Genomic DNA, 21,417 nt, shown 5'->3' with positions numbered 1-21,417 from the left:
GAACCCTGTTGTTCAGGGGGCTTTGCAGTTTTTGAGTTCTGATGACTTCGCAGCAGCAGGTTGAACGTCCGGATCTGGATGCGTTGTTTGCTGATCTGGCCCATCCCAACCCCCATCTGCAGACCCAGGCCTATTTGGCGATGGTTGACCATTGGCCAAACGAGTCGATGCCGCGCCTGATCTCGCTGTTGGATCAACCCGATGTGTCCTTGCGTCGCGCTGCTGTGCGAGGGCTCGGAGCCTTTGGTGCGACGGCGCTGCAACCCCTGGCGGAGCTGTTTGAAGCAAGCACGGACGGCACCGTGCGTGCCAGCTGCGTCAAGGCCTATGCCCAGATTGCATCCAACTACCCGGATCAGACCTTCTCCCCTGCTTCGATGGCGGTGCTCGAGAAGGCACTGTCGGACGACTCCCCCGTGGTGTCGCAGTCAGCGGTGATGGCCCTTGGTCAGGTGGGTGTTCAAGCGCTTCCGTTGCTGATTCAGATCTGCAAGGGAGACAACATCGCTCATGTGCAGTCAGCTGCCATGGCTTTGGCCGAAATCCCTGATCCCAGTGCTGAAGCCTGTCTCAGAGAGGTGCTGGCCGATCCGTCCACCGACCCGCTGTGCCGGCAGATGGTGGAAGCATCACTTGGCCGGCTTGAGAGCAGCCGCTAGGCAAAAAATACGGGACAAAGGCCCCTCAGCCTTCGTCCCGTAGGTGCGCATGCAGTGCTCGACGCGAACACCACGTTTGTGACATTACGTGAACGACACAACTGTCTGTGGTTAGTCGTCTCTACTGAGCTGATTCACAGCAAGCTTGAGCACCACAGCGACTGACGGGTCGCTTTCCGTCTCCATGCACTCCTGGAGTTGTCCGATCACGGAAGGGTCCTCCAGTTTCATCAGCGACAACGCAGCATTTTTGCGAACGAGTGCTGCTTCGTCCCGCAGGTTCGGCAGCAGTAGTGGGGTCGCCCATTCGCTTTCGTTGAGCTTGCCCATCAGGGTTGTTGCTTCAGCGCGCACGTCTTCATCCGGATCCTGAAGCGCATTGGTGAGTAGCTGACGGGCATCCCCATCACCCAGGTTCTGGATTTGATCCCCGAGGGCGGCGATGGCTGCTGTGCGGATCTGGGCATGGGGTGATTGGGCCGCCTTGCGCAAGGCCTCCGGGGCCCTTGCGCCGACGAAGGCCAGGCCCCAGCTGGCCAGGCCTGTCTGCATGGGGGTGCTGCCAGGGTCAACCAGGATGTCGAGCAATCCGTCGACGGCAGCTGGGCCAATGGCTGCCATGGCGCCGACGGCCGATCCCTGGACGACCGGATCAGCATCGTTGAGCAGGGCCTTCAGCAGAAATGGAAGGGCGCGCTGATCAGAAATCAACGTCAGCGTTTTGGCGGCTGCGCGGCGAACCGTCACGTTCTCGTGGTCGCACATTGCTGTGCAAAGGGCTGGAACGGCAGCACCGCCAACGGTGCCGAGGCTTTCGGCGAAGGTGAGGCGCAGCAGTCCACGTCGGTCCCCTAGGCCGGCCACCATGCGCTCGATCGCCTGGGTGTCACCAGCGAGACGCTCACCCTGACGCAGTTGTTGCTTCAGCTCCTGAGCCAGTTGATCGGCTTCCTCTTCGCTCAGCTGAATCGTTTCAGGGCTGCTTACGGGAGACATCGATTCGGTCACGGCAAGGCTGAAGCAGCCATTCATTATCCGTTTCTCCCATCGCTAAGGTCACCAGACTGCACTGTTTGTTGTGACCCGATTCGTCCTTTCCCACAACCTGCAGATCCAGGATTCTGCGGTGCCTCCATTCGCCTTTGATGCCTTGGCCAAGGCGTTGGCCGAGCATTGCGATTCGGTGACATCGGCCGAAGCACTCAGCCACCCGCATTGGAAGATCAGCCTCGAGTCCACGGCGACTCCTGGCGATTTGGCTGAAGAGATCAGTCAGGCCTGGCGAAAGATCCGCGCTAATCAGGGGCACTCCACCGACCATGCCGTGATGGCTCTTGGTGGTCGCAAGGATTCCGAGGGCATCCCAGGGGCCCCGCTTCAGCAGGGCGGCTGGGGTGTGGATGTGGTGGAAACCCGCGATCCAGACGGGTTTTTGCAGGTGATCAACTGGAGTGGACTCACCGCCGGACGACCGGCTGATGGCATCTTCCAGGTGATCGATCACCCGCTTTGAATTCAGCCGCGCTTGCGACGTCCGGCGCGTCTGGCTGGCTTCTTGGCTTCAACCTTGGGGGCGTCGGCGGCGGTTGCAACGGGTGCTGGTGCGCTGGCTTCACCGGAGCCATAGGTGAAGGCAACCGAATCAATCGCGAGTCCACGGTTGTGAATGGACTGCATGCTGCGGCAGAGCTGCGCAAACGGCACTCGCACCGAGCGTGCCGTCCAAGGGCGCGATCCGGGCTCAATCCCTGTTCGTACAGCAATTGATGTGGCGAGGGTGGGTCCCATGGCAGACGATGTGACTGTGTTGAAGATGCCGTAGCTGCTGAGATTTTCGAGCCTTTCGCAATCTTCCTTACGAGAGCAGATCCACGCTCTCCCGCAGGAGGGGTCCTGCAGAATTGATGCCCCAAGAGCGTGCTGACTTGACCGGAGCTTTTGACAACATCCATCCGGGGCTGTCCCAAGGCGATGCGATACGCCTGCTGAGTGCTCCTCTGGCCGAGCTGGAGTCACAGAGTGATCCCTACATGGCGGCGGCCCATCTGATCAATTTCCCTGGCCGCGAAACGGAAACGGCGTTGATCGCCTTGGTGATGGATGCGGATCAAGCGCAACCACGCAAATTGGCGCGGCGGAAGGCTGTGGAAGTGCTGGGACGGCTGGGCTGCCAGGAGGCCATGGCTGCCATCGCCAATTGCCTCAACAGCGACGATCCCTATCTCGTTGAAAATGCCGCTTTTGCGCTTCAACAGCTGAACTGCCAAGACGCCGCCGTTCATCAGTCGTTGCGGCAGCTGTTGTCTGATCCAGCCCAGAACCGACGGGTGTTGATTCAGAGCCTTGCCGCGCTAAATGTCTCCGAAGCCGAGCCGTTGATTGCGAGCTTCCAGACGTCGGATCAACCCGGGGTCCGCGGCGCGGCCATTAGTGCAAGCATCCGTCTTGGCGGCAGCCGTGACCAGCTCTCTGTTCTGGGCGAGCAGACGCTGTTGCCGAATCAGATGGATCGCCAGTCGGCGATTCAGGATGCGATCAATGCAGGGGCAACGGAGCTGTTGCCTCAGATTCTGCGTGCACCTGTGTCGCCGGTGTTTCGGATGCGGGCGTTGCGTGCGCTCTGGCCTGACGGTCAGCGAGAGAGCGATGGCCTGGAACTGCTCGAGGTGCTTGATGCCTTGATCGTCGATCGGCCGGAAGCCTTGGAGCTGGTGCATGCCTACGACCAGCCGCCCACAGCGGATTTCCTGATTCAGGAATTTTTCGGCACGGATTTCAGTCGCAGTTATCTGGCGCTGCAGACCTTGCAGGACCATGCAGCGGAGCAGCTCTGGCCACGTCTGGAGCAGCGCTGGCATGCCGAAGCCCACAACGACTATGGGGCTCATTACTTTTTCATCCGGCTGTTTTCAAGGATCGGGCCCTGGCCTGACAAGACCCTTGGCATGATCGAAGCCATCCTTGCGGAGGCCATCACCACACGCCGGCCACAATTCATGAAATCCAAGCCGGCCGCAGTGTTGGCCATGGCCGGTTTGAAGCTTGTGAAGGATCCAGGCACAACGGTTGCGTCCTGGCTTGATCCCCAAGTGACGCCGTTCTGGGAAGCCCGCTATGCCGCTGCGATGGTGGCGTCTCCCGCCCAGCTGGCCTCAGCCTTCGATGATCCTGAGCCCTTCGTGGCGATGCGTGCCCGTGCCGCTTGCAATGCTGCAGCTGGATGAGCATAAAAAAAGGGGGCGGATGAACCGCCCCCTGAAGTGGAATTCGAATCGAATCTCTCGGCTGAGAATCAGGCGAGGGAGTTGATCACGTAGTCCAGAGCGGCGTTGTACTCGGTCAGAGCCTGGGGGCTCAGGTCGCGAGGAGCGCAGCCGTCGTTACGCATTTGGGTGAAACCAGCAACGTAGGTGCCGGGGTCGATGCTGAGGGCCTTGTAGACCTCACGCTGACCGTTGATGGCCAGTTCGTCCAGAGGGCCGGTGCCGCCAACAACCAGGGAGTAGTTGATCAGACGCAGGTAGTGGACGAAGTCGCGCTTGCACTTCTCCTTGCCTTCGGTGGCGCACTGGCGGGGCTGACGGCCGGTGGCACCGTTGGGGTACTGGGTGTAGACGGCGTCGACAGCGCGCTGAGCGATGGCGTCGTAGTTCTGAGCGATTTTCTCAGCAGCCTCGAGACGGGCGGCTGCACGCTGCAGGGAACCCTGCACAGACTCCAGGTCGGAGCTGGTGGGGAAACGGGAGCCGCTGTCTGCGGCGCCGATGACGGTGGTAAGAACGGACTTCATTGATTTAAAAGAAGGTTGTGCTTGAAAATCTCAGGCGCTTCAGCTGATGGCGCTGATCACCATGTCGAAGTAGGAAGCAGCCTCAGCGGAGAGTGCGTTGCAGTCGCCGTCGGTCACAGGCATCTTGCGCTTCTCACCAGTGGTGTTGTTGGTGTTGGTGATGTGCGCACAGGCGGAGGCCTTCATGATGGCCACAGCGCGGGAAGCGGAACCGGAAGGAACGCCCAGAGCGGCATAGGTCTCGCGCAGACCGTTCAGGCAGCGGTCCTGCAGCACAGAAGCGTCACCAGCCAGCAGGGCGTAGGAGACGTAGCGCATGATGATCTCAGCATCACGCAGGCAAGCAGCCATCTTGCGGTTGGTGTACACACCACCGTTGGGAGCGGTCAGGCCGGTGTTTTCGCAGCAGATGCCTGCAACGGAGTCGGACACCACGCAGGAAGCGTTGGCGGTGATGGCGTTCACGGCGTCCAAACGCTTGTTGCCTGCGGCGATGAATGCCTTCAGGTCGTTCAGCTGAGCGCCACCGATGAAGCTGCCGCTGGAATCAGCGGAAACAGCCTGCCTAGAGAATGCGTCGAGCATAATCAAATGCTAAGGAGAGGGGGGTAGATGCGATGCATCACCCCGGGACCGTACGCCGCTCACAAAGCCATGGGGGTAATTGCTTCAGGCTTCTCAATACAAATTTGCACTGTAAAAAGAAAGAAAAACAAAAATGCGAAATGACTTTGATTTAGGCAAGCAGGCTTGCCACTTCACGGCAGCTCCACTGCAGCGGCTGCCAGGGATGGCTGCGGCCGACCTCCTCTAAGAGTGTTGTTTGATCCCGTAGCCCAAGCCGCAGGCAGCTCCAGGCGCCAGCAATGCGAGACTTCGCATATTGCGGTGCTGTTTCCGCTAGAGCCTCACGAACCAGGTCGCTGCGCTCATGCAGCTTCAGCAGCCCGGTGCAGCTCGCCAGCAGGTAGTGGACGCCGTAGTCGCTTCCGAGGCTGGACCGCAATGCATCGATCTGATCCAGTTGGGCTGATCTGGGCAAGGTCATCAAGGCTTTGGCGGCGGCGTACTGGCGGGCTTCGTCCCGATGCTGCAGTCCCTCCTTAATCACTTCGGGTTCGGCAGCGGTTTCGGGAATCCCGTCCAGGTTCAGCCGTCTGGGATCGTCCTGAAGCAGCTCCTTCAGCAGATCTGACGCATCAGGATCAATGGCGCCAGCTTGGCTGGTGGCCATCTGAAACGCACTCTTGGCGCGCAGGGGCATGGACACGGGGCAGCGAATCAACTCCGCCAGGGCTTCGATTCGGCCCGCATCTCCCAGATCGATCACGGCGGCCCGTCGTCGTCCGGCATTGTCATCTCGGAGCTGCTCCACGAGGGGTTGAAGGCCTTGCGGGTCACCTAGCACCCGAACGGCGTAGGCATGGGCCGCCCCTGCCACGAGGGGATTGATGTCATTGCGGCAACGATCGATCTGGCCGCTGGCATCGTGCATGCCCAGCCGGCAGAAGGCCTGAAGCACCGCCCGGCGTTGATTGTCGGGGCCTTCCAGGGCGTGGAGTAATTCTGCTTGCCCCTCCTTATTAATAGGTGTACCCAGCCGGGCGATGGCATCAGCCGCATTGACGACGGTGGGTTCGTCATCGGCCTGCAAGGCGGCAAGAAGCACGGGAAGAGCCGACCGGTCTTTGCGTCGGCCCAGGGCTTCGAGGGCTTTGCGCCGGGTGATGCGTTCGTAGAGGTCGTCGGAGTCGTTAGCGCCTGCTGTGAGGAGTTTCTGAAGGGACTCGGGGGACTGGCAGGCCCCAAGACGGGTCGCAGCGAGATATTTAAGGCCAGGATTCTTGAGCTCGGCCGGTGGCTTGAGCAACGTTTCCATCGCCGTCTCCTCACTCATTCCTGCGAAAAGAGTGTCGAAGCGTTCGCTCATTGCCTATCAAGAATTTGAAAAACCTGAGGATGGTTCATTTGGCCTATGATCCATCCCAGCCAAAGCTTAAGCCGAATGGCCGTTGCCGAAAGCGCAGCTCAAGAAATCCGACGATTTATTGAAGTGCATCAATCCGGATCGGCGTTGAATCAAATTGCCACGCTTGATGATCTCAATGCGTTGTTGAAGCAGGCTGAAAGCCCCTTGTCTGCTTCTCTTATCCCCCTTGAACAAGCGACGCGTTCTCCCAAGATTCTAGTGGATTCGGGGTTAACAGAATCAAAAGTTCCCTGGCGAATTCTCCAGTGCCCGGGTGGTCCTTTGGTGTTGCAGATGATCTGTGAAAAAGTGAACTTTGCCCTCTGGATTCAGGAATGTTGATGATGGCCAACACAGAACTTGAGCGTTTCATACAAGCGATTGCTGATGATCATGGGCTAGCGACGGGAATCAAAACGCTTGGCTCCCATTACGACATCGTTGCCTACGCCAACATCCGCGGCTACGCCATCACCTTGGCGGAATGGGGAAGATATCTGGCCATGGATTGGTTGCAGACTTCCGATGCCGATCTGGCCTCTGTTCACCGGGCCGATCCAGCCCATTGGAGTTGGGCCTTTCGTCAATTGTCCCGCTGGCGTGCGCTGTTGATGGATGGTGCAGAAGCGGAGGGAATGCTTGGCTCCGCAGATTTTGCAGTGGCCCGGAATGAGTCCGTTGCTCAGCCGGCCAGTGCCCCTGCACCCACCCTGACGGATGCAGAGAAAGATGCGGCGTTGGCGTCGTTCATCCAGCTCGTGAAAACGCGGCCTGATCTGAAGGATCAAGTGAAATCAGCACGGAACCAAGACGAGGTGATTGGCTTGGCCCAAGCCCAAGGTTTTGCCATTGATTCGCTCACGCTGTTGCGGAGTTGGAGCCAGGTGTCTGACTTCAGCAAACCCACCTGGTTTGGCTGGTTTGATGATTAATCGCTTCAGCTGATCTCTGCATAGCGGGTGCGTGTGGTGCCGCGTTTGGCCCAATAGGTCACCAGTGACTCGCCCCCCGGTCGGGGAACTGCTGCTGTGGCGCGAAGGATTTTGAAGGTGCGCCTTGGCCCCATCGGCCAGTTGCCTGCAGCAGCGATTTTCCGCACGCGTCCACCGATGGCTTCAATGCAACGCTCGAATTTTTCGAGGTGGGTTTGATCCACCGTTTCAAAGATGAAATCGGTTCCTTCGCAAATCAGATGCTGCGATCTGATCCAGGTTTTCAGTTGTTTCTCGGCGTCGATTGCAGACATCGTCTAGCCGCTCAGACGAGGAGGTCGCTCACCACTGGAGCCAGGTCTGGTCCAGCTCGTTCCCGAGGTGAGCCACACGTTTGAACCGCAGCGGCCCGTGTTCGGAGCCCCAGCGCTGCTCATCCGTGTCGGGGTCAAAGCCCCGATCGCGACTGATCCAGTCTGTGGCGTTGACATCCACTTCGCTGACCAAATACGTCAGCCTGCCATCACGGGGAACCATGCAGTTCTTGCCGGGCTCAACTTCACCAAGGTATCGACCGGATTCAACCTCGCGGAAGTGCATCCCACAGCCACAACGTGGTTTCAGGGACTCAGGCTTGAGGCTGTTGAGGAGTTCAGGGCGTTGGCCTGCACCCGCCAGCCGGATGGGATCAGCGAATCCGTAGTTTTCAACGATAAAGACATCACCCTTGGCGGGAAGCAAACGATGAATGCCTTGGCGGTAGGGCCGCCAAGGATCATGGTCATAACTTTGTTCTGAATAAAATCCAGGTGCTTTCAGAACATCCCAGGGAAGCGGGCGAAAAAAGATATTGATGTGAGCGAAATCCTTGGGATTTTCCTGAGACTGTTGGAGATTGCTGTAGTGCCCTGCGAGCGTCTTGGCGAAGAGGAGCAGAGCCTCGTTGTTGTCTGACATTGGCGTGGGATCAGCTGCTCAGGCGCCGCACTTCAGAGGCGAAGGATGTTTGCAACACTCCTGATCCAGCCGAAGTGCGCAGCACGGAGGAGCGGCAGCGAACATGCTCCGAGACAAACCAGATGCGCTCTTCGGCGATCGATTGCTCGTATTGCGTGGTGAGCAGAAATGTTCCGTCGTTGAGAAAGCTGTAGCTTGATTCCGCTGGTGCTGCTTCTGCATAGCCAACACTCCGGAGCAGAACTCCTTTGCTGTCATCGCTTGGAATGGGCACAATCAGGCATGAACCGGATGACACCTCATTGGGATCATCAGGTTCCCAATCACTTTCGGCAGCCCAGGTCATTCGAAAGGGTGCCGAAACCTCTGATCCTTCACTCAGGCTCGACGATTGAATTAAGTCGTTGATCTCTTTATCGGAAGCGTCAATCCGTGATATTTGCACTTCACTGAGGACTTCTTCAAATTGCTGAAAAGCGAGGGAGTGGCCGGATCGCATCGATCGCCACGTTCCCTCGCTTTGAGCAACAAATTGCTCGATGTTCATTTGGTGCCGGAGTCGGTCTCAGCCTTCAGATCAGGTCGGCTGTTCTGCACCATGTTCACCATGGAGTCGATCATCATCGACATGGCAACAGGAACGGAGGACACAGAAGACTGAAAGCCCTGATTCGATCCCGGCTGGTTGTTGGTGGGTTGACGAAGGATGGGCATGATTCAAAAGCTGGCGGTTTCAGGAGACGAAATCTCCCTGGATTCACCGATTGGGTCCAAACGTTTCAGGTACCAATCATGACGGACTGATCCGGCCGCAAGGGCCGGATCAGCACAAGGATTAAGCGTTCGCAATAGAAAGAATGTTCCCGCCCTGAGCCTGGATGCTCTGAATGGTCCGGGACAGAGAGGAGTAGCTCACCACTGATCGCTGGGCGGAGCGACGAACGGTACCCAGTTGAACGCGGGACGTCCACAGGACCGTGAAGCGGTTGCCGCCGCCAACCACTTTTCTGGTGCCAGCTGCCGAGGGATTCGTATTGGAGGCCAGGCTCACCTGCAGCACGGAGCCTTGATTGGCATCGAAGCCAGCGAAGCCAGGATCCATGGCCTGGTTGCGCTGGTAGGCCACGGTGCTTTCGCCGTCCACGCTCGTTTGGGTGCGCGCGTAGGGAACGCTGTCGATCCCGAAGTTGTTCAGATACTCGTCGCTGTAGGTGTAGCTAGCGATTTCGGCTTCGAAACCTTCGTCGGCCAGGCGACGCACGTGCTCACTGATTTCAGCCTGATCCCGGGGAGGACGACCCAGCAGGTGCTTGAAGTTGAGTTCAACAAAGCGGTAGGGGTTGTTCGTCTCAAGGAACAGCCGCCGGTAGCTTTCCGACTGAGCCAGTGCTGTGACCAGACCCTGAACAGTGAGGTCGCCGTTGATGAAGAGAGCTTCGATGGAGGGCTGAACGTCCAGCTCCATCAGGTGGCGATTGCCGAAGACCTGCCGGTACACGGCACGAATGATGTCTTCAGCGTGGCTGCGATCTTGGTTTGCGGGTGTGGCCAGGGTGGCAGTGGTCATGGTTTGAGGGGAGGTGCGTCGAAAGGGGCCGGCACCGGAGTGAGGGTGATGGGCCCCTTGAGGGAAGGGGTGGTGTGAAGCGGGTCGTGATGACCCGCGCGATCACATCACTTCGGTGATGGAGACGATCCGGCCGCCGCGGGCGTGGATGTACTTCATCTGGCTGCTCATGTCCTTACCGGAGACGAGGTAACTCGCATTCGGTGTGCGCTGGCGTCCGCCGCGCGGCTGAGCCTGAACCACGATGCGGAAGCGCTTCGTGGTGGCGGCAGGAGATCCGGCCACAGCACCGTTCCGGTTGGTCCGGGTCGTGGTGGTTCTCCAGCCACTGGGGACGGAGTTGGTGGCCACGGAGGTGACCAGGGATGCGCTGTTGAGGACGGCATCGCTGGCTGCGAAGCCTTCGGCCAGCGAGAGGTGGCGGTTGAAGGCCACCTGAGCTCGGCCTTGTTCGCTGAGGATGCGCATGTAGGGCACCGTGTCTTCACCGAAGGTGTTCTGGTACTCAGCGCTATCGAGGTAGCTGTTGATCTCAGCTTCGTAGCCGTCGTTGGCCAGGATCTGGATGTGCTCACTCAGTTCCGCCTGAGACTTGGGTGCCCGGCCCAGGAAGTGCTTGAAGTTGAGCTCAACGAAGCGGTAAGGGGCATTCGTTTCAAAGAAACGGCGGCTGTACTCGGGGGAGAGAGCGATGGCGCGCACCAATTCTCTGGTGCTCAGATAGCCCTCGGCGTAACGGCTTTCAGCCGACATCGCCCGTTCCGACTCCATCAGATGAGGGTTGCCCATCACTTGGCGGTAGGTGGCACGAATCAGACCATTGATCTGATCGGCAGTGTCTCCCGGGCAGCGTTGGAACACTTCCTGTTCCCGCTGTCCCAGGCCGAAACCGACGTAGGCGTCGTTGCGGATCGGGGTGGAATCTCCACCATCGCTGCTGGCGCGCTTCTTGGAAGCGAATTGGGCTGTGGTGCCGAGGCCGCTGGATTGAGCTCCGCCGGTGAAGCTGGCTCCGGAGGGCAGCTGGATGTAGGCCGTGGTGTTGCGTGCCAAAGCATTGGCCAGCTGGCTGCGGCTGCCGATGGCGCTGTCGCTAATGGCGAAGCCGCGTTCGAGCGTCGCCATGCGGGCGAAGCTGTTGTTGGGGATTCCAGCGGCGGACGTGAAGGAGCGGGTGTAAGGCACCACGTCGTCACCAAATACTTCGGCGTATTCAGCTCCATCGACGATGAAATCGATCACGGCATCGTGGCCACCGCTCGCCAGCAATGCAATGTGCGCCGACATCTCAGCGTGATCAACGGGCGGCCGGCCCAGCAGGTGCTTGAGGTTCAGTTCGATGCCGCGCTGAGGCGCAACAGCCTCGAAAAAGCGTGCTTTGTAGAAGGAGGTTTTGGCTAGACCGCGAACAAAATCGCGTGTGGTCAGCTCGCCATTGCCGTAACGGGCTTCCAGCTCAGCGGAACGCTCGTTGTCCATCACATGGGCGTTGCCAAACACCTGGCGGTAGGCAGCACTGATGGCTGTGGCCAGGGCTGCGGAGTCGTCCGGTGCATAGCGCTGAGCGGTCACGCCATGGGGGCAATCCTCATGATTGCGGGGCCCAATGGCGATCTTCATCGAAGCGCAGGATTGGCGAAGGAATTCGCCGTTGCTCAGGGCCGCTTTAGCCGCTGCGTTGCGGGTCCGGCTGAAGGAGACGGGAGCATCGTTGAGGGAAGCGGCGCCGAAGCCTTGTGAGGCAGACATGGGAGGGGGGAGGTGAGGGGAGGAAAGGTGTTGCGGAAAGAGTTCGAATTCAGAGGCGGTGTGCTGGCGTCATGCGCGAACGCCCTGGGAGCCGCCTGCTGAACAGGAAGCAGCGTCAGTTCACGGGCGTGATGCTGGCGATCTTGCCTCCTTCGGCATGGATGCGCTTGAACTGCTCAGAGAGCTTGTCGAAGGGCACGAAGTACACCCGGTTGGAGCGGGTGTAGCGGGAGATCCGGCGCACGTTGTTAGCGCTGTAACCGGTGACTTCCACCCGGTAGGTCTTGCCTTGTTCGCCGGCACCCACACCATGGCGGGTGGGGGCGTCCTGCAGGTTCTTGGAGGGACGGAAGCTCCAGCCGGTGGCTTCGGTGGAGGAGGGGGGAACAACCGCCATCGGACGGTTCTGGTAGGCGTTGCCACCGAGCTTGCTGCTGATGCCGGAAAGATCGCCTTTCAGGCTGCTGCTGCTGTTGCCCCGCAGGAGTTGGAAGCTCCAGGTGAACTCCTGCAGGGTGGTGCAGGATTCGGTCTTCCAGCCCCGCTGGAAGGGAACGGTCCATTCGCCGAACGTGTCTTGGTAGTCGGCGCAATCCAAGAAGCTGTCGATGTCGGCTTCGTAGCCGTGGCTGTCGAGCCGCTCGGCGTGGGCGCGCATCTCGTTGAAGTCGACGGGGGCGCGTCCCAGCAGATGGCGGAAGGCCAGCTCGATGTAGCGGTAGCGGGAGCAGGCGTCGAAGAAGCGATCGCGGTAGAGCTCGCTCTTGGCGATGCGGCGCACCAGCTCTCTCACGCTGATTTCGCCAAGCTTGAACTGGGACTCAGCGACGAGCTGCCGCTCGCTCTCCATCACATAAGCATTGCCCAGCACCTGCTTGTAGACGGCGCGGATGATTTGTTCCTTCTTGGCGTCGTCATCACCAGGAATGAGTTCAAGAGGAGCTTCGCTCTCTTGCGAGAAACGCTCGACCCCGAGAAGAGAGGCAGGACCGAATGGCATGGACAAGCTGACGTGTTCGTCACGCCATGGTCATTCAGAAGTGGTGGCCTGGAGCGGGTTCTTTATAAAGCTCAATCAAATGTGTCCGAATGTTGCGTGACATGACGATTCTGCTCCCGGTGTCCCGGTGGCGGATCGGTGTAATGCTTGTCATGACAGGGATTCGAGGCTGTCGCGGGTCGTGCTCCGCGTCAGCGGGTTCCAGCAGTCGAGTTCTTCGAAGGGGCGGGCCAAGAGCGCATCACGCTGCTCGTTCAGCCCTGTGGTGAGAGAGAAATCGGCTCCTTTAATCGATTCCGCGCTGTCCAGGCCTGCCTCGGAGAGGTGGGCGCCGCGAAAGTCGGCGAAATCCAGTTGACACGTGCCAAAGCGGGTCCCACGGCACATGGCGCCGCGCAGGATCGCGTGGCGAAGATCCGATCCCACCAGGCGAACGTTGTCCAGCAGGGCGCCACTCAGATCAGCTCCGCTGAGATAGGCCCCCATCAGCACGGCGCCGCGAAGATCCATGCCGCGTAGGTCGGTGCTGTTCAAGAACACGCCACTCAGCTTTGCTTTGGGGCCAACGGCTCCGCTGCTGAACAGATCAAACCCATCGGGCACACGGGTGCTCGCGTCGTAGCGGGCCAGGCGCAGGTCGGCTCCCTCTAGCTGACAGCTGGAGAGGTCGGTCCCCCTGAGATCAACGCGACAGAGATTGGCGCCCCGCAGGTCGCCGCCTTCAACAGTCACACCACTCCAGTCGGCGCCCCGGGCATCAACTCCGCCATCCCGGGACCCTGAGGCCAGGGTCTGTTCCGGAGGCTGCCAAGTGTCCAGATTCAGGGGGTTGGAGAGCGCCGTCAAGGAAATCAGCTGCGAAGCATCGAGAAGGCGATGGTAAGGAGCACACGGCCCAGCTCGAATCCGCCGACAACCGCCAGGCCCAGCCAGAGCTTGAGGGCGAAAGCGGGAGGTTGGCCATTGACCCAGGCCGACGACATCTCAAGCTGCTGCATCTGAGCGGCCTGCTCGCTGGGAGCGCGATCCTGCAGTGAGTCGCGCCAGTCGGCGCCATAGCGCGGGAATTGCTGGTAGATCGGGGTCTCACCAAGGGATCGACCCGGCAGAACGCGTGAACGTTGCTGAGGAACCAGGTCGTAGCCGAAGCTCTCCATGTATTCAGGACTATCGAGCACAGCATCCACAAAGGCTGTGAAACCCTTTTCGCCGATCACGATCGACCAGGTCCGGCGTTCGGCGTCGCCATGGGTCGGCCGGCCGAGGACGCGTCCCACCACCTGATCCACCATCCGGTAATTCGAGCTGCACTGGTAGTAGCCCTGCTGGAAGCGTTCCGACAGCAGCAGGCCACGCATGAAATCCCGCACCGTGATGTTGCCGCTGCGGAGTTGTGATTCCAGGAACGGGTCGCGATCACTGCGCATCGCATGGAAGAAGACCTGGCGGTAGGCCTGTTCGATCACGGCATCCATGTCGCTGCGGGTCGTGTCGTCCCCTGAAGCGGAGGAGGGATAGAGCTGGCTTTGAACGGTGCTGTTGTCGCCGGCGAGATTGCTCACCCGACCGTTCTGCGTGCTGAGCGGGTACCCAAGGAGCGGGATGGCCATGGCGTGAGCCGTGAGTAGAAATACTTGGTGGAAATCTTCCCTTGAACAAGCCGTTTTCAGGCAAGCCTCTTATCAGCTCTTAACTGCAGATTTGTTGAGTTCGTCCTGCAGGTGCTGGAAGCAGTCTTGGATTAGCTGCCGGTCGTTCGATCGCGAGACCTCCTCCAGGGCAAGAGCTTTGAGCTGGAAGAGGGCGATGTTCATCCCCTCGATGGGCACGCTCATTCGCTTGTACAGCTCCCGCAGGGCGGCCATACCACTCGGGTTTGTAAAGCAGCTGTGGTTGCAGGCCACCGCGTAGGTGATCACGCGTAGAAAGTTCCAGCAGTCGCGCCAGCAGGCCTCTGCCCGCTCCTGCGGGTGAAGAGCCCCGCCCGGTTGAACCAGATGCGGCTGGGTTTTAAGCAGATGTTCCCGAGCTTGGTTCACCAGTTGATCCGACCGATGGATCAGGCTGCCGGGGAGCGATTCATCCATGCCGGAGACCTGGCAGATCGTGGCCAGCTCATCGGTCGTGAGCTGCCGTTGGGCTTGATCAGCACGCTCAAGAATGCTGCGCGTTGGTTGCGGCAAATCTTTGTTGAGGCTCAGTCCTTGAACCTGTGCGGTCTGCACCAGGGTCTTGAAGTCGGTGTTTTGAAGATTCAAGGTGTGATGCTGGCCACCGGTGTGGCGATCAGCCAGCCGTGGCGTTCCAGGTAAAAAGCCCAGACAAGGTCGTCCCCCAGCCCAGGGCAGCGGGTGATGGCTGCTTCAGTGAGGTCTGCCGGTATGCCCAATTGCGACAACAGCAGGCCGACGGCATCTGGGCTGGAGGCGGTCGCTGTGCGGATGGCAGATCCAACCACCCAGGTCAGGCGGGTGTCCTTCAGATCCCCATTGCTTTCTTCGCAAGCCAGCAGAAGATTGGCCGCCGTGGTGTGTTGATCAAATGTCTCTTGCCAGAGCGAGATGTTTTCGTCACGGAGGTTGATCCGAAAACAGCCGTCTCCCACCGGTAAATCCAGCTCACCGCTGCTGCCGGCCTGGTTCTGCAGGACCGCAATTCTCGGATCTGCTAGTGCGCTCATCAAGAAACGCCGATCAACTCGAATGTAACCAGTGTCCAGGAATTTCCTCGGCCCAGTCAGCGGTTCGTGGGAATCGACATGGATCTGCTGTCATCCCACGAAGGATCCTGTCAGGAGTGGTTGTCGGTGGGCACCTCTGAGGATTTTTTTTTCAGCAGACCTGTGATGGTGGCTAGAGCAAACATGGCGAGCAGTGCCACTCCCAGGGTGAGGCTGGCGCCTTGAGCGGCACCTGCGCCGACAGCCACGAGGATTGAATCGCTGATCAGCACGCTGATCAGTAGGGCTGGAGCAAAGAGACGCCAGTGGGTGCGGCTGATCCCGATGGCATAGCTGAGGAAATCAAACAGCCCGGTCATCAGCAGGCCAGTCATCAAAAAGAAGTTGCCTTCCAGCTGGTTCTTGCTGAAGCCATCGATGCGTTTCATTGCGCTGGCCCCCACCAGACGGCTCACCGGTTCGCGTCCCCAGCGGCGGGCGATGAAGAAGGCCGCACTGCAGAACACCAGGTCCGACAGGATGATCGTGAGATATCCCGCTTTGAAGCCCAGCAGCGAGCCGGCCAGCAGGGAATACACCGAACTCGGCAACGCCGGCAGGATGATGCTCACTCCCCGCAGCAGGAACAGGCCGAGTGGGGCCCAGATGCCCATGTCATTCACGGCACTCTGCAGCGGTGCAATGCCGTATCGCTGCAAATAAACGACGGCAACAATGAAGATGGCGACCCAGGCGCTGACCTTCAGCCCTGTCTTCAGCCTGGACATCTCTTCAATCGCTCGAAAGCCCTCGGGAATGTAGGCCAGTCGTGGTTTTTCCCAGGGCCGTGGACACGAAGCTCAGCATCGATACCATCAACGAAATTTCTCAACACGAGGCCAGCCCGGTGACTACCACCTCCCCGCGCACCGCGTTCGAGCAACAGCTGTGCACCCATCTGCTCAGCCTCAGCGAAGTGGTGGAAACGCTGGCGGATCGTTTGATGGAACTGGAAATGCGGTTGGCCGACATTGAGGGCCAGCAGCTGGTGGATGCAGAAATCGCGGCGGTCAGTGATGACGCCGGTGAACTGCTCCTGGCCAGCGAAGAGAAGGTGCGGATGCTTCGGGACCGTCTGACCCCAGGCGAGGTCGTGGCGCTCCATGCTGATTCCCATGCTGAGGATGCTTCAGCAGCGGATGATCAAGAGATCTCAGCAGCCCCTGAGATGGAGATGGACGACGACCGCGTCGAGGACGAGACCTTCAGTGACGAGTCTCTCAGCGATGACACGGAATATGTGGATGATCCCCAGATCGATCTGCTCTCCGCCTGATCAGGCCAGCTCCAGCAGCCGAATCCGGAAAGCGGCCACCTGGCGTGCCATGTCGGGGGAACTGATCAGAAAGGGGTGATCGGCCATCGCCTCGAGCACGGCTTCGAGATGCTCCTCCTGGCTGAGCTCAGGCTTGCTGTTGCCTCGCAGTTGCTTCCAGGTGCGGTCAAACACCATGGCGAAGCTGTCTGCGTTATCGAAAACGCGATCTGTGCCTGCATCTGGAGAGATGAATGACACGGCAGTTTTGGCATCGATGTGATGCCAGGACCCAGATTTGAACTGGGGACACGGCGATTTTCAGTCGCCTGCTCTACCAACTGAGCTATCCCGGCGCGCCGCAGAAGCGACTCAGGAATCTTAAATCACCGTCTGCGCTCTCTGGCGGGTGTTCGTCCCAGGCAGATCAATCCAGCCACGCGATGACCAGCCTCTTCAAGGGCCTGACGGGCAGCCAATGCGGTGGACCCGGTTGTGAGGATGTCGTCCACGAGCCAGACCGAGCTGAGGGCTCTTTGTTTGTTGAGGGGGCTGGCTTGGAACGCACCAATCAGGTTGGTCTGGCATTGGGTTTTGTTGAGATGGTGTTGGCTCAGCCCTGCACGAGTGCGGCGCAGCAGGGCTGCCGTCGGTCGGCCCAAGCCCAGGGCGATCTGCTGCGGCAGGGGGTTGGATCGTTGCCGCTTCCAGCTTGGAATCGGCACCAGCACTGCTGTTGCAGGCAGGGGTAAACGCTCCGATAGCAGCTGAACCAAGGCCGCAAGCGCTTTGCCTTGGCGCGGCTGACGCACCTGGAGCAGCAGCTTGCGCAGCGGGCCTGCGTAAGGCCCGAGGGCGCTCCAAGGCAATGGCAGCAAGCCCTTGAGCCCCTTCAGAGGGAGAGCCAGTCTGTCGAGGCACGTGCTGCAGGGAGCCGTCGGCGGCAGTGGGCTGTCCCAGGGTCCATCACAGATCGGGCAGCGGGGCTCGATCAGCAGTGTTTGGGCAAAGGCCAGGAGCGCGCGATGCACAGCAGGTCGATCGTTGCGACGAGGGTTCCACTGCTGGGCCGAATCGGTCCGAGATCAGGCTCCTTCTTTGGGCATCGCCCGCAGCATGGCCACCAAGGTGCGGTGGGCGTCTTCGCTGTCGGTAAGGGTGTGATCGAAGGCGATGCTGACGCTCGCGCCATCCACCTCCAGTTCCATGGTTTCCGCTTTCACAGACACCATGCGTGCTGAAGCGGGATTGCTGACGCCGCCATAGTGCTTGGCGTAGGCGAGCACCGCCTCGGCATGGTCGTCGTTCATGTGTTTGCAGATCCGTGTGCTGACGGCATCAGTGAGGGGGTCTGCAGGCATCGGGATTAAACGGTTGAATGCAATCTTTGCAGTGATCGTCTCAAGCGATTCGTTCGATCAACAAAAGACCCAGGCGGATACCACTGAAGCCCACATACCCGGCCAGCACGACGAAAAGGCCAATGGCCAGAACATCGCGGAGATTGGTGGGCATGGGGGTTGGGCGTGATGCCGGAATTCTCACCCGACCAGGGCCTGTTGGGCCAGTCGCGCCACCCCTGCAGCGGGGGGTGATTGGCAACTCGTTACAGGGCAGCCAAGACGCCGTTCTCGCAGCCGTCTCCATTGGGGATTGCGCGCTCCACCGCCGATGCTGATGATCCGCCGGGGACTGGAAGCCCCCAGCTCGTTCAGGCGTTGCCAACCCTGCGCTTCGATCTCGGCGAGGCCTTCGAGCAATCCATGCAGGTAGAGGGCATCACTCACCGGGCGTGGCTCCAGCACCGGCAGCAGCTCTGGATCATCCACAGGGAAACGTTCCCCCGGGGCGGGCAGCGGCCGCAGGCGGAGTCCGCTGTCGGTATCCGGGTTGATCTGGCGGCTCAGTTCGCTGAGCTGGTCGTCGCTGTAGAAACGCCGCAGCACCCCAGCCCCTGCATTGGAGGCGCCTCCACAGAGCCAGCGTCCACCCACGCGATGGCTGGTGACGCCAGGGGCTTGCAGGGGCGTCTCGGTGAAGCACTTCATCACAAGCGTGGTCCCCAGCACGGTGATCCCATCCCCTGGACCGGGATCGGCGGCGAGTACGGCGGCATTGGAATCGGTGGTTCCGGCCACGATGATCAGATCGTCCGCCAGGCCCAAGGCCTCGGCCCTCTCCGGCGCGATCGTCCCGAGAATGCTGCCGCTGGGACAGATCTCGGGCAGTGCCTGCCGCCAGGGCTGTTCGGCAAAGCGGGCTGGCCAGCTGTTGGTGATCAGTTCCCAACCCAGCCGCAGGTTGTTGCCTTCTTCCCCCCAGCGCCAATCGTTCAGCAGCCATCCGCTTATCCAGTCCGCCTGATGCCGCAGCAGGACCTTCTCTCCATGGCGCTGGAGGAGTTGCAAGGCCCTGGCCAGGCTGCCGCTGCAGCTGGCGGCCGGGCTCCTGGGATCCACCAGAGGCTGAAGGGCTGACTCCATCTCAGGGCAGCTCTGGGAATAGGGCAGTGCCTCCCCCAGTGGGCGACCATCGCGATCACAAGCCAGCAGCGTGCCGGAGGTGCCATCCACGGCGAGCGCCCTCAGCTGGGATCGCAGTTGGGCTGGGATTGCCTTGATCAGAGCCCCACAGCCTTCGCGCCAGCTGTTGGAGTTGGAGAAGTCTCCGCCGTAGGCCTGGGATCTGCTGTCGAGCAGCACGCCATTGCCGGCCACAACGGCTGTGCGGATTCCGCTGGTGCCCAGGTCGATTCCGAGCACCAGCGGCGAATCCGTCATGGCCTCAGGCCGCGGCGACCTGCTTCAGCTCCTGGCTTTTCGCTGTCACGTCTTCCCAGGGTGCGTTGAGGTCATTGCGTCCGAAATGGCCGTAAGCGGCAGTGTCCTGATAGAAACGGCCACCTCGTTGCTGGGGCAGGTTGCGCAAACCGAAGGTCTCGATGATGGCGCCGGGGCGCAGATCGAAGTGCTCCTGCACTAGGGCGGTGAGGGCATCGTTGGCCAGTGCGCTGGTGCCGAAGGATTCCACCAGGATCGACACGGGCTTGGCCACGCCGATGGCGTAGCTCAGCTGCACTTCAGCCCGTTCGGCGAGCCCTGCGGCCACGAGGCACTTGGCCACGTAGCGCGCTGCATAGGCGGCCGAGCGGTCCACCTTGGTGGGGTCCTTGCCGGAGAAGGCACCACCGCCGTGGCGGGCATAGCCGCCATAGGTGTCCACAATGATCTTGCGGCCGGTGAGGCCCGCATCGCCCTGGGGGCCGCCCACCACGAACTTGCCGGTTGGGTTCACCAGATACTTGGTGGCCTCGCGGGAGGGCTTGAGGGCCAGATCGGCAGTCGCCGGCACCACCACATGGCTCCAGAGGTCTTCGGTGATGCGCTCGCGGATGCCCTGCTCATCACTCATCCCATCCACTTCCGCGGTGTGTTGGGTGGAGATCAGGATCGTGTCGATCGAGACGGGCTTGTCGTTTTCATAGACGACGCTCACCTGGGTTTTGCCATCGGGAAGCAGGTAACCCAGGGTTCCGTTGTGGCGCACTTCGGCCAGTCGGCGCGACAGCCGGTGGGCCAGGCTGATCGGCAACGGCATCAGCTCGGGCGTCTCGTTGCAGGCGTAGCCGAACATGATTCCTTGGTCGCCGGCACCCACTAGATCCAAAGGATCACCGGCGTGGTCGTCGGCCTCGTTAACGCCCTGGGCGATGTCGGGGGACTGCTGGTCGAGAGCCACCAGCACCGCACAGCTGTTGGCATCGAAGCCTCCGGCCCGGGCGCCGCTGTAACCGATCTCCTTGATCACATTGCGCACCAGGTGGATGAAATCCACCTGCGCTTTGGAGGTCACCTCACCGGTGATCATGCAGAGGCCGGTGTTCACCACGGTCTCGCAGGCCACGCGGCTGGCGGGATCCTGGGCAAGCAGAGCATCGAGAACGGCGTCGCTCACCTGGTCGCAGATCTTGTCGGGATGCCCTTCCGTGACGGACTCGGACGTAAAGACGTAACGGCTCATTCGGCGCTCCAGATGGCGCGACTTTACGTGGCTGTCCTGAGGGCGAGGTCGTCCCAGCCGTGGAGCAGATGTTGTGCTGATGGCAGTTCCGGCGGACGACTCCAGCCACCGGTGAATCCGATCACGCCGCCGATGCCGGCCTCCAGGGCCATCTGAAGGTCGGTCTCCGCATCACCAACCAAGGCACATCGTTGGGGTGGCAGGCCAAGCCTGTCGCACAGCTCCAGGACGGCTTGTGGATCGGGTTTGCGCGGATGGTCGTCAGCACTCCAGATGCCGGCAACGCCTGCGCTGAGCTGATGGTGGGTCAGGAAGTCTTCAATGCCGGATCGGGTGTCGTTGCTGATCACAGCAGCGGTCACACCCTGCTCGTGCAGATCCCGCAGCAGCTGTCCTGCACCGTTGATCAACGGGCTTGGGGTTGTGTCGATCAGGCCGTCCTGATCAACTGCGTCGAAGCAGGCATGGGCCAGGGCCAGGGCCTGGGGCCATGAACAGCCCAGTAGACACAACACCGTTGCGGTCGAGGCGATGTTGTCTTGCCGTGAGGCAACCGCCAGGGTTCCGCCCGGATCGAGCATGCCGTTATGAACACCGGTCGCTCTGCGCAGGGTTTCTCTTAGTTCAGAGGCCTGCAGCGCAGGGGCTTGTTCCCGCGCAATCTCGATGGCTTTGTTGATGCGTGCGTCTGCCAAGGCCAGCAGATGCGGCTCGCTATGGGAAAGGGTGCCGTCCTTATCGAACAGCACCCCTTGGAAATTGCCGATGGGATGTCCCTTCAGCAGCAGTTGGGCCATCAG

General features: G+C 60.5%; 29 protein-coding genes and 1 tRNA gene. 6 read left to right on the top strand and 24 right to left on the bottom strand.

The window, feature by feature from the left end; genetic code table 11:
• Positions 1 to 41 precede the first annotated feature (41 nt).
• The gene (locus tag Q3Y53_RS10865; protein WP_303535904.1) at positions 42 to 659 is read left to right on the top strand and encodes a HEAT repeat domain-containing protein; all 618 of its coding nucleotides are present in this window, start codon (positions 42 to 44) and stop codon (positions 657 to 659) included.
• A gap of 111 nt (positions 660 to 770) precedes the next feature.
• Here Q3Y53_RS10865 and Q3Y53_RS10860 read toward each other — a convergent pair whose 3' ends face one another.
• Positions 771 to 1,655, bottom strand: a complete 885-nt coding sequence (locus tag Q3Y53_RS10860; RefSeq protein ID WP_303535901.1) for a HEAT repeat domain-containing protein — start codon at positions 1,653 to 1,655, stop codon at positions 771 to 773.
• 82 nt (positions 1,656 to 1,737) lie between these two features.
• Here Q3Y53_RS10860 and Q3Y53_RS10855 point away from each other — a divergent pair, with 82 nt between their 5' ends.
• Entirely contained in the window at positions 1,738 to 2,172 is a 435-nt protein-coding gene (locus Q3Y53_RS10855; protein ID WP_303535899.1) for a DUF2656 family protein, read from the top strand.
• Between the two features lie 2 nt (positions 2,173 to 2,174).
• On the opposite strand, the gene Q3Y53_RS10850 is transcribed toward Q3Y53_RS10855, so the two are convergent.
• On the bottom strand, positions 2,175 to 2,447 hold the full coding sequence (locus Q3Y53_RS10850) for a hypothetical protein (protein WP_226425827.1): 273 nt from the start codon (positions 2,445 to 2,447) through the stop codon (positions 2,175 to 2,177).
• A gap of 137 nt (positions 2,448 to 2,584) precedes the next feature.
• Here Q3Y53_RS10850 and Q3Y53_RS10845 point away from each other — a divergent pair, with 137 nt between their 5' ends.
• Entirely contained in the window at positions 2,585 to 3,883 is a 1,299-nt protein-coding gene (locus Q3Y53_RS10845; RefSeq protein WP_303535895.1) for a HEAT repeat domain-containing protein, read from the top strand.
• A 68-nt stretch (positions 3,884 to 3,951) separates the two neighbouring features.
• Here Q3Y53_RS10845 and mpeA read toward each other — a convergent pair whose 3' ends face one another.
• From mpeA to Q3Y53_RS10830, 3 genes are all read right to left on the bottom strand, one after another.
• Positions 3,952 to 4,449, bottom strand: a complete 498-nt coding sequence (gene mpeA, locus Q3Y53_RS10840) for a class 2 C-phycoerythrin subunit alpha (protein WP_043695066.1) — start codon at positions 4,447 to 4,449, stop codon at positions 3,952 to 3,954.
• 39 nt (positions 4,450 to 4,488) lie between these two features.
• Positions 4,489 to 5,034 carry a bleomycin hydrolase gene (locus Q3Y53_RS10835; RefSeq protein WP_186541845.1) on the bottom strand — a complete coding sequence of 182 codons (546 nt, stop codon included), beginning with the start codon at positions 5,032 to 5,034 and terminating at the stop codon, positions 4,489 to 4,491.
• A gap of 151 nt (positions 5,035 to 5,185) precedes the next feature.
• Positions 5,186 to 6,379: a HEAT repeat domain-containing protein gene (locus Q3Y53_RS10830; RefSeq protein WP_303535880.1), complete on the bottom strand. Its 1,194-nt coding sequence runs from the start codon at positions 6,377 to 6,379 to the stop codon at positions 5,186 to 5,188.
• Positions 6,380 to 6,454: 75 nt separating this feature from the next.
• Here Q3Y53_RS10830 and Q3Y53_RS10825 point away from each other — a divergent pair, with 75 nt between their 5' ends.
• Together Q3Y53_RS10825 and Q3Y53_RS10820 are read left to right on the top strand one after the other, a co-directional pair.
• Positions 6,455 to 6,760 carry a hypothetical protein gene (locus Q3Y53_RS10825; RefSeq protein WP_303535878.1) on the top strand — a complete coding sequence of 102 codons (306 nt, stop codon included), beginning with the start codon at positions 6,455 to 6,457 and terminating at the stop codon, positions 6,758 to 6,760.
• 2 nt (positions 6,761 to 6,762) lie between these two features.
• Entirely contained in the window at positions 6,763 to 7,350 is a 588-nt protein-coding gene (locus tag Q3Y53_RS10820) for a Nif11-like leader peptide family natural product precursor (protein WP_303535876.1), read from the top strand.
• Between the two features lie 5 nt (positions 7,351 to 7,355).
• On the opposite strand, the gene Q3Y53_RS10815 is transcribed toward Q3Y53_RS10820, so the two are convergent.
• The 12 genes from Q3Y53_RS10815 to Q3Y53_RS10760 form a co-directional block, all read right to left on the bottom strand.
• On the bottom strand, positions 7,356 to 7,664 hold the full coding sequence (locus Q3Y53_RS10815; RefSeq protein ID WP_226425832.1) for a CpeR family transcriptional regulator: 309 nt from the start codon (positions 7,662 to 7,664) through the stop codon (positions 7,356 to 7,358).
• A gap of 28 nt (positions 7,665 to 7,692) precedes the next feature.
• Entirely contained in the window at positions 7,693 to 8,307 is a 615-nt protein-coding gene (locus Q3Y53_RS10810) for a chromophore lyase CpcT/CpeT (RefSeq protein WP_303535872.1), read from the bottom strand.
• 10 nt (positions 8,308 to 8,317) lie between these two features.
• Complete coding sequence (locus Q3Y53_RS10805; protein WP_303535870.1) at positions 8,318 to 8,854, bottom strand: phycobiliprotein lyase; 537 nt, start codon at positions 8,852 to 8,854, stop codon at positions 8,318 to 8,320.
• A complete protein-coding gene (locus tag Q3Y53_RS10800; RefSeq protein ID WP_303535869.1) occupies positions 8,851 to 9,021 on the bottom strand; it encodes a hypothetical protein in 171 nt (56 codons plus the stop codon). The genes Q3Y53_RS10805 and Q3Y53_RS10800 overlap by 4 nt, the downstream gene beginning before the upstream one ends.
• Before the next feature lie 121 nt (positions 9,022 to 9,142).
• Positions 9,143 to 9,874 carry a phycobilisome rod-core linker polypeptide gene (locus Q3Y53_RS10795; RefSeq protein ID WP_303535867.1) on the bottom strand — a complete coding sequence of 244 codons (732 nt, stop codon included), beginning with the start codon at positions 9,872 to 9,874 and terminating at the stop codon, positions 9,143 to 9,145.
• Positions 9,875 to 9,976: 102 nt separating this feature from the next.
• Positions 9,977 to 11,623 carry a phycobilisome rod-core linker polypeptide gene (locus Q3Y53_RS10790; RefSeq protein WP_303535864.1) on the bottom strand — a complete coding sequence of 549 codons (1,647 nt, stop codon included), beginning with the start codon at positions 11,621 to 11,623 and terminating at the stop codon, positions 9,977 to 9,979.
• 115 nt (positions 11,624 to 11,738) lie between these two features.
• On the bottom strand, positions 11,739 to 12,623 hold the full coding sequence (locus Q3Y53_RS10785) for a phycobilisome linker polypeptide (RefSeq protein WP_226425838.1): 885 nt from the start codon (positions 12,621 to 12,623) through the stop codon (positions 11,739 to 11,741).
• Between the two features lie 150 nt (positions 12,624 to 12,773).
• Positions 12,774 to 13,442 carry a pentapeptide repeat-containing protein gene (locus tag Q3Y53_RS10780; protein ID WP_226425867.1) on the bottom strand — a complete coding sequence of 223 codons (669 nt, stop codon included), beginning with the start codon at positions 13,440 to 13,442 and terminating at the stop codon, positions 12,774 to 12,776.
• 32 nt (positions 13,443 to 13,474) lie between these two features.
• The gene (locus Q3Y53_RS10775; protein ID WP_303535860.1) at positions 13,475 to 14,233 is read right to left on the bottom strand and encodes a phycobilisome rod-core linker polypeptide; all 759 of its coding nucleotides are present in this window, start codon (positions 14,231 to 14,233) and stop codon (positions 13,475 to 13,477) included.
• Positions 14,234 to 14,305: 72 nt separating this feature from the next.
• Positions 14,306 to 14,881 (bottom strand): phycobilisome polypeptide, encoded by a 576-nt coding sequence (locus Q3Y53_RS10770; RefSeq protein ID WP_303535857.1) that lies wholly within the window; start codon positions 14,879 to 14,881, stop codon positions 14,306 to 14,308.
• Complete coding sequence (locus tag Q3Y53_RS10765; RefSeq protein ID WP_303535855.1) at positions 14,878 to 15,303, bottom strand: hypothetical protein; 426 nt, start codon at positions 15,301 to 15,303, stop codon at positions 14,878 to 14,880. The genes Q3Y53_RS10770 and Q3Y53_RS10765 overlap by 4 nt, the downstream gene beginning before the upstream one ends.
• 110 nt (positions 15,304 to 15,413) lie before the next feature.
• The gene (locus Q3Y53_RS10760) at positions 15,414 to 16,070 is read right to left on the bottom strand and encodes a TVP38/TMEM64 family protein (protein WP_226425842.1); all 657 of its coding nucleotides are present in this window, start codon (positions 16,068 to 16,070) and stop codon (positions 15,414 to 15,416) included.
• Positions 16,071 to 16,189: 119 nt separating this feature from the next.
• On the opposite strand from Q3Y53_RS10760, the gene Q3Y53_RS10755 reads away from it, so the two are divergent.
• Entirely contained in the window at positions 16,190 to 16,618 is a 429-nt protein-coding gene (locus Q3Y53_RS10755; protein WP_303535853.1) for a hypothetical protein, read from the top strand.
• Here Q3Y53_RS10755 and Q3Y53_RS10750 read toward each other — a convergent pair whose 3' ends face one another.
• From Q3Y53_RS10750 to Q3Y53_RS10720, 7 genes are all read right to left on the bottom strand, one after another.
• A complete protein-coding gene (locus Q3Y53_RS10750; RefSeq protein ID WP_303535851.1) occupies positions 16,619 to 16,858 on the bottom strand; it encodes a hypothetical protein in 240 nt (79 codons plus the stop codon).
• Between the two features lie 22 nt (positions 16,859 to 16,880).
• A tRNA-Phe gene (locus tag Q3Y53_RS10745) sits at positions 16,881 to 16,953 on the bottom strand.
• 30 nt (positions 16,954 to 16,983) lie between these two features.
• Positions 16,984 to 17,628 (bottom strand): ComF family protein, encoded by a 645-nt coding sequence (locus Q3Y53_RS10740; RefSeq protein WP_303535849.1) that lies wholly within the window; start codon positions 17,626 to 17,628, stop codon positions 16,984 to 16,986.
• A 54-nt stretch (positions 17,629 to 17,682) separates the two neighbouring features.
• Complete coding sequence (locus Q3Y53_RS10735; protein ID WP_303535847.1) at positions 17,683 to 17,958, bottom strand: DUF2470 domain-containing protein; 276 nt, start codon at positions 17,956 to 17,958, stop codon at positions 17,683 to 17,685.
• 180 nt (positions 17,959 to 18,138) lie between these two features.
• The gene (locus Q3Y53_RS10730) at positions 18,139 to 19,377 is read right to left on the bottom strand and encodes an FGGY-family carbohydrate kinase (RefSeq protein ID WP_303535846.1); all 1,239 of its coding nucleotides are present in this window, start codon (positions 19,375 to 19,377) and stop codon (positions 18,139 to 18,141) included.
• Positions 19,378 to 19,381: 4 nt separating this feature from the next.
• On the bottom strand, positions 19,382 to 20,617 hold the full coding sequence (gene metK / locus Q3Y53_RS10725; protein ID WP_303535844.1) for a methionine adenosyltransferase: 1,236 nt from the start codon (positions 20,615 to 20,617) through the stop codon (positions 19,382 to 19,384).
• A gap of 23 nt (positions 20,618 to 20,640) precedes the next feature.
• The gene (locus tag Q3Y53_RS10720; RefSeq protein WP_303535842.1) at positions 20,641 to 21,414 is read right to left on the bottom strand and encodes an HAD family hydrolase; all 774 of its coding nucleotides are present in this window, start codon (positions 21,412 to 21,414) and stop codon (positions 20,641 to 20,643) included.
• Positions 21,415 to 21,417: the final 3 nt, after the last annotated feature.

Origin of the sequence: Synechococcus sp. YX-04-1 (assembly GCF_030546365.1) — a bacterium.
Lineage (GTDB): Bacteria > Cyanobacteriota > Cyanobacteriia > PCC-6307 > Cyanobiaceae > Parasynechococcus.
Note: the sequence above shows the minus strand (reverse complement) of the source record. Positions and strands in the feature narration are given on the sequence as shown.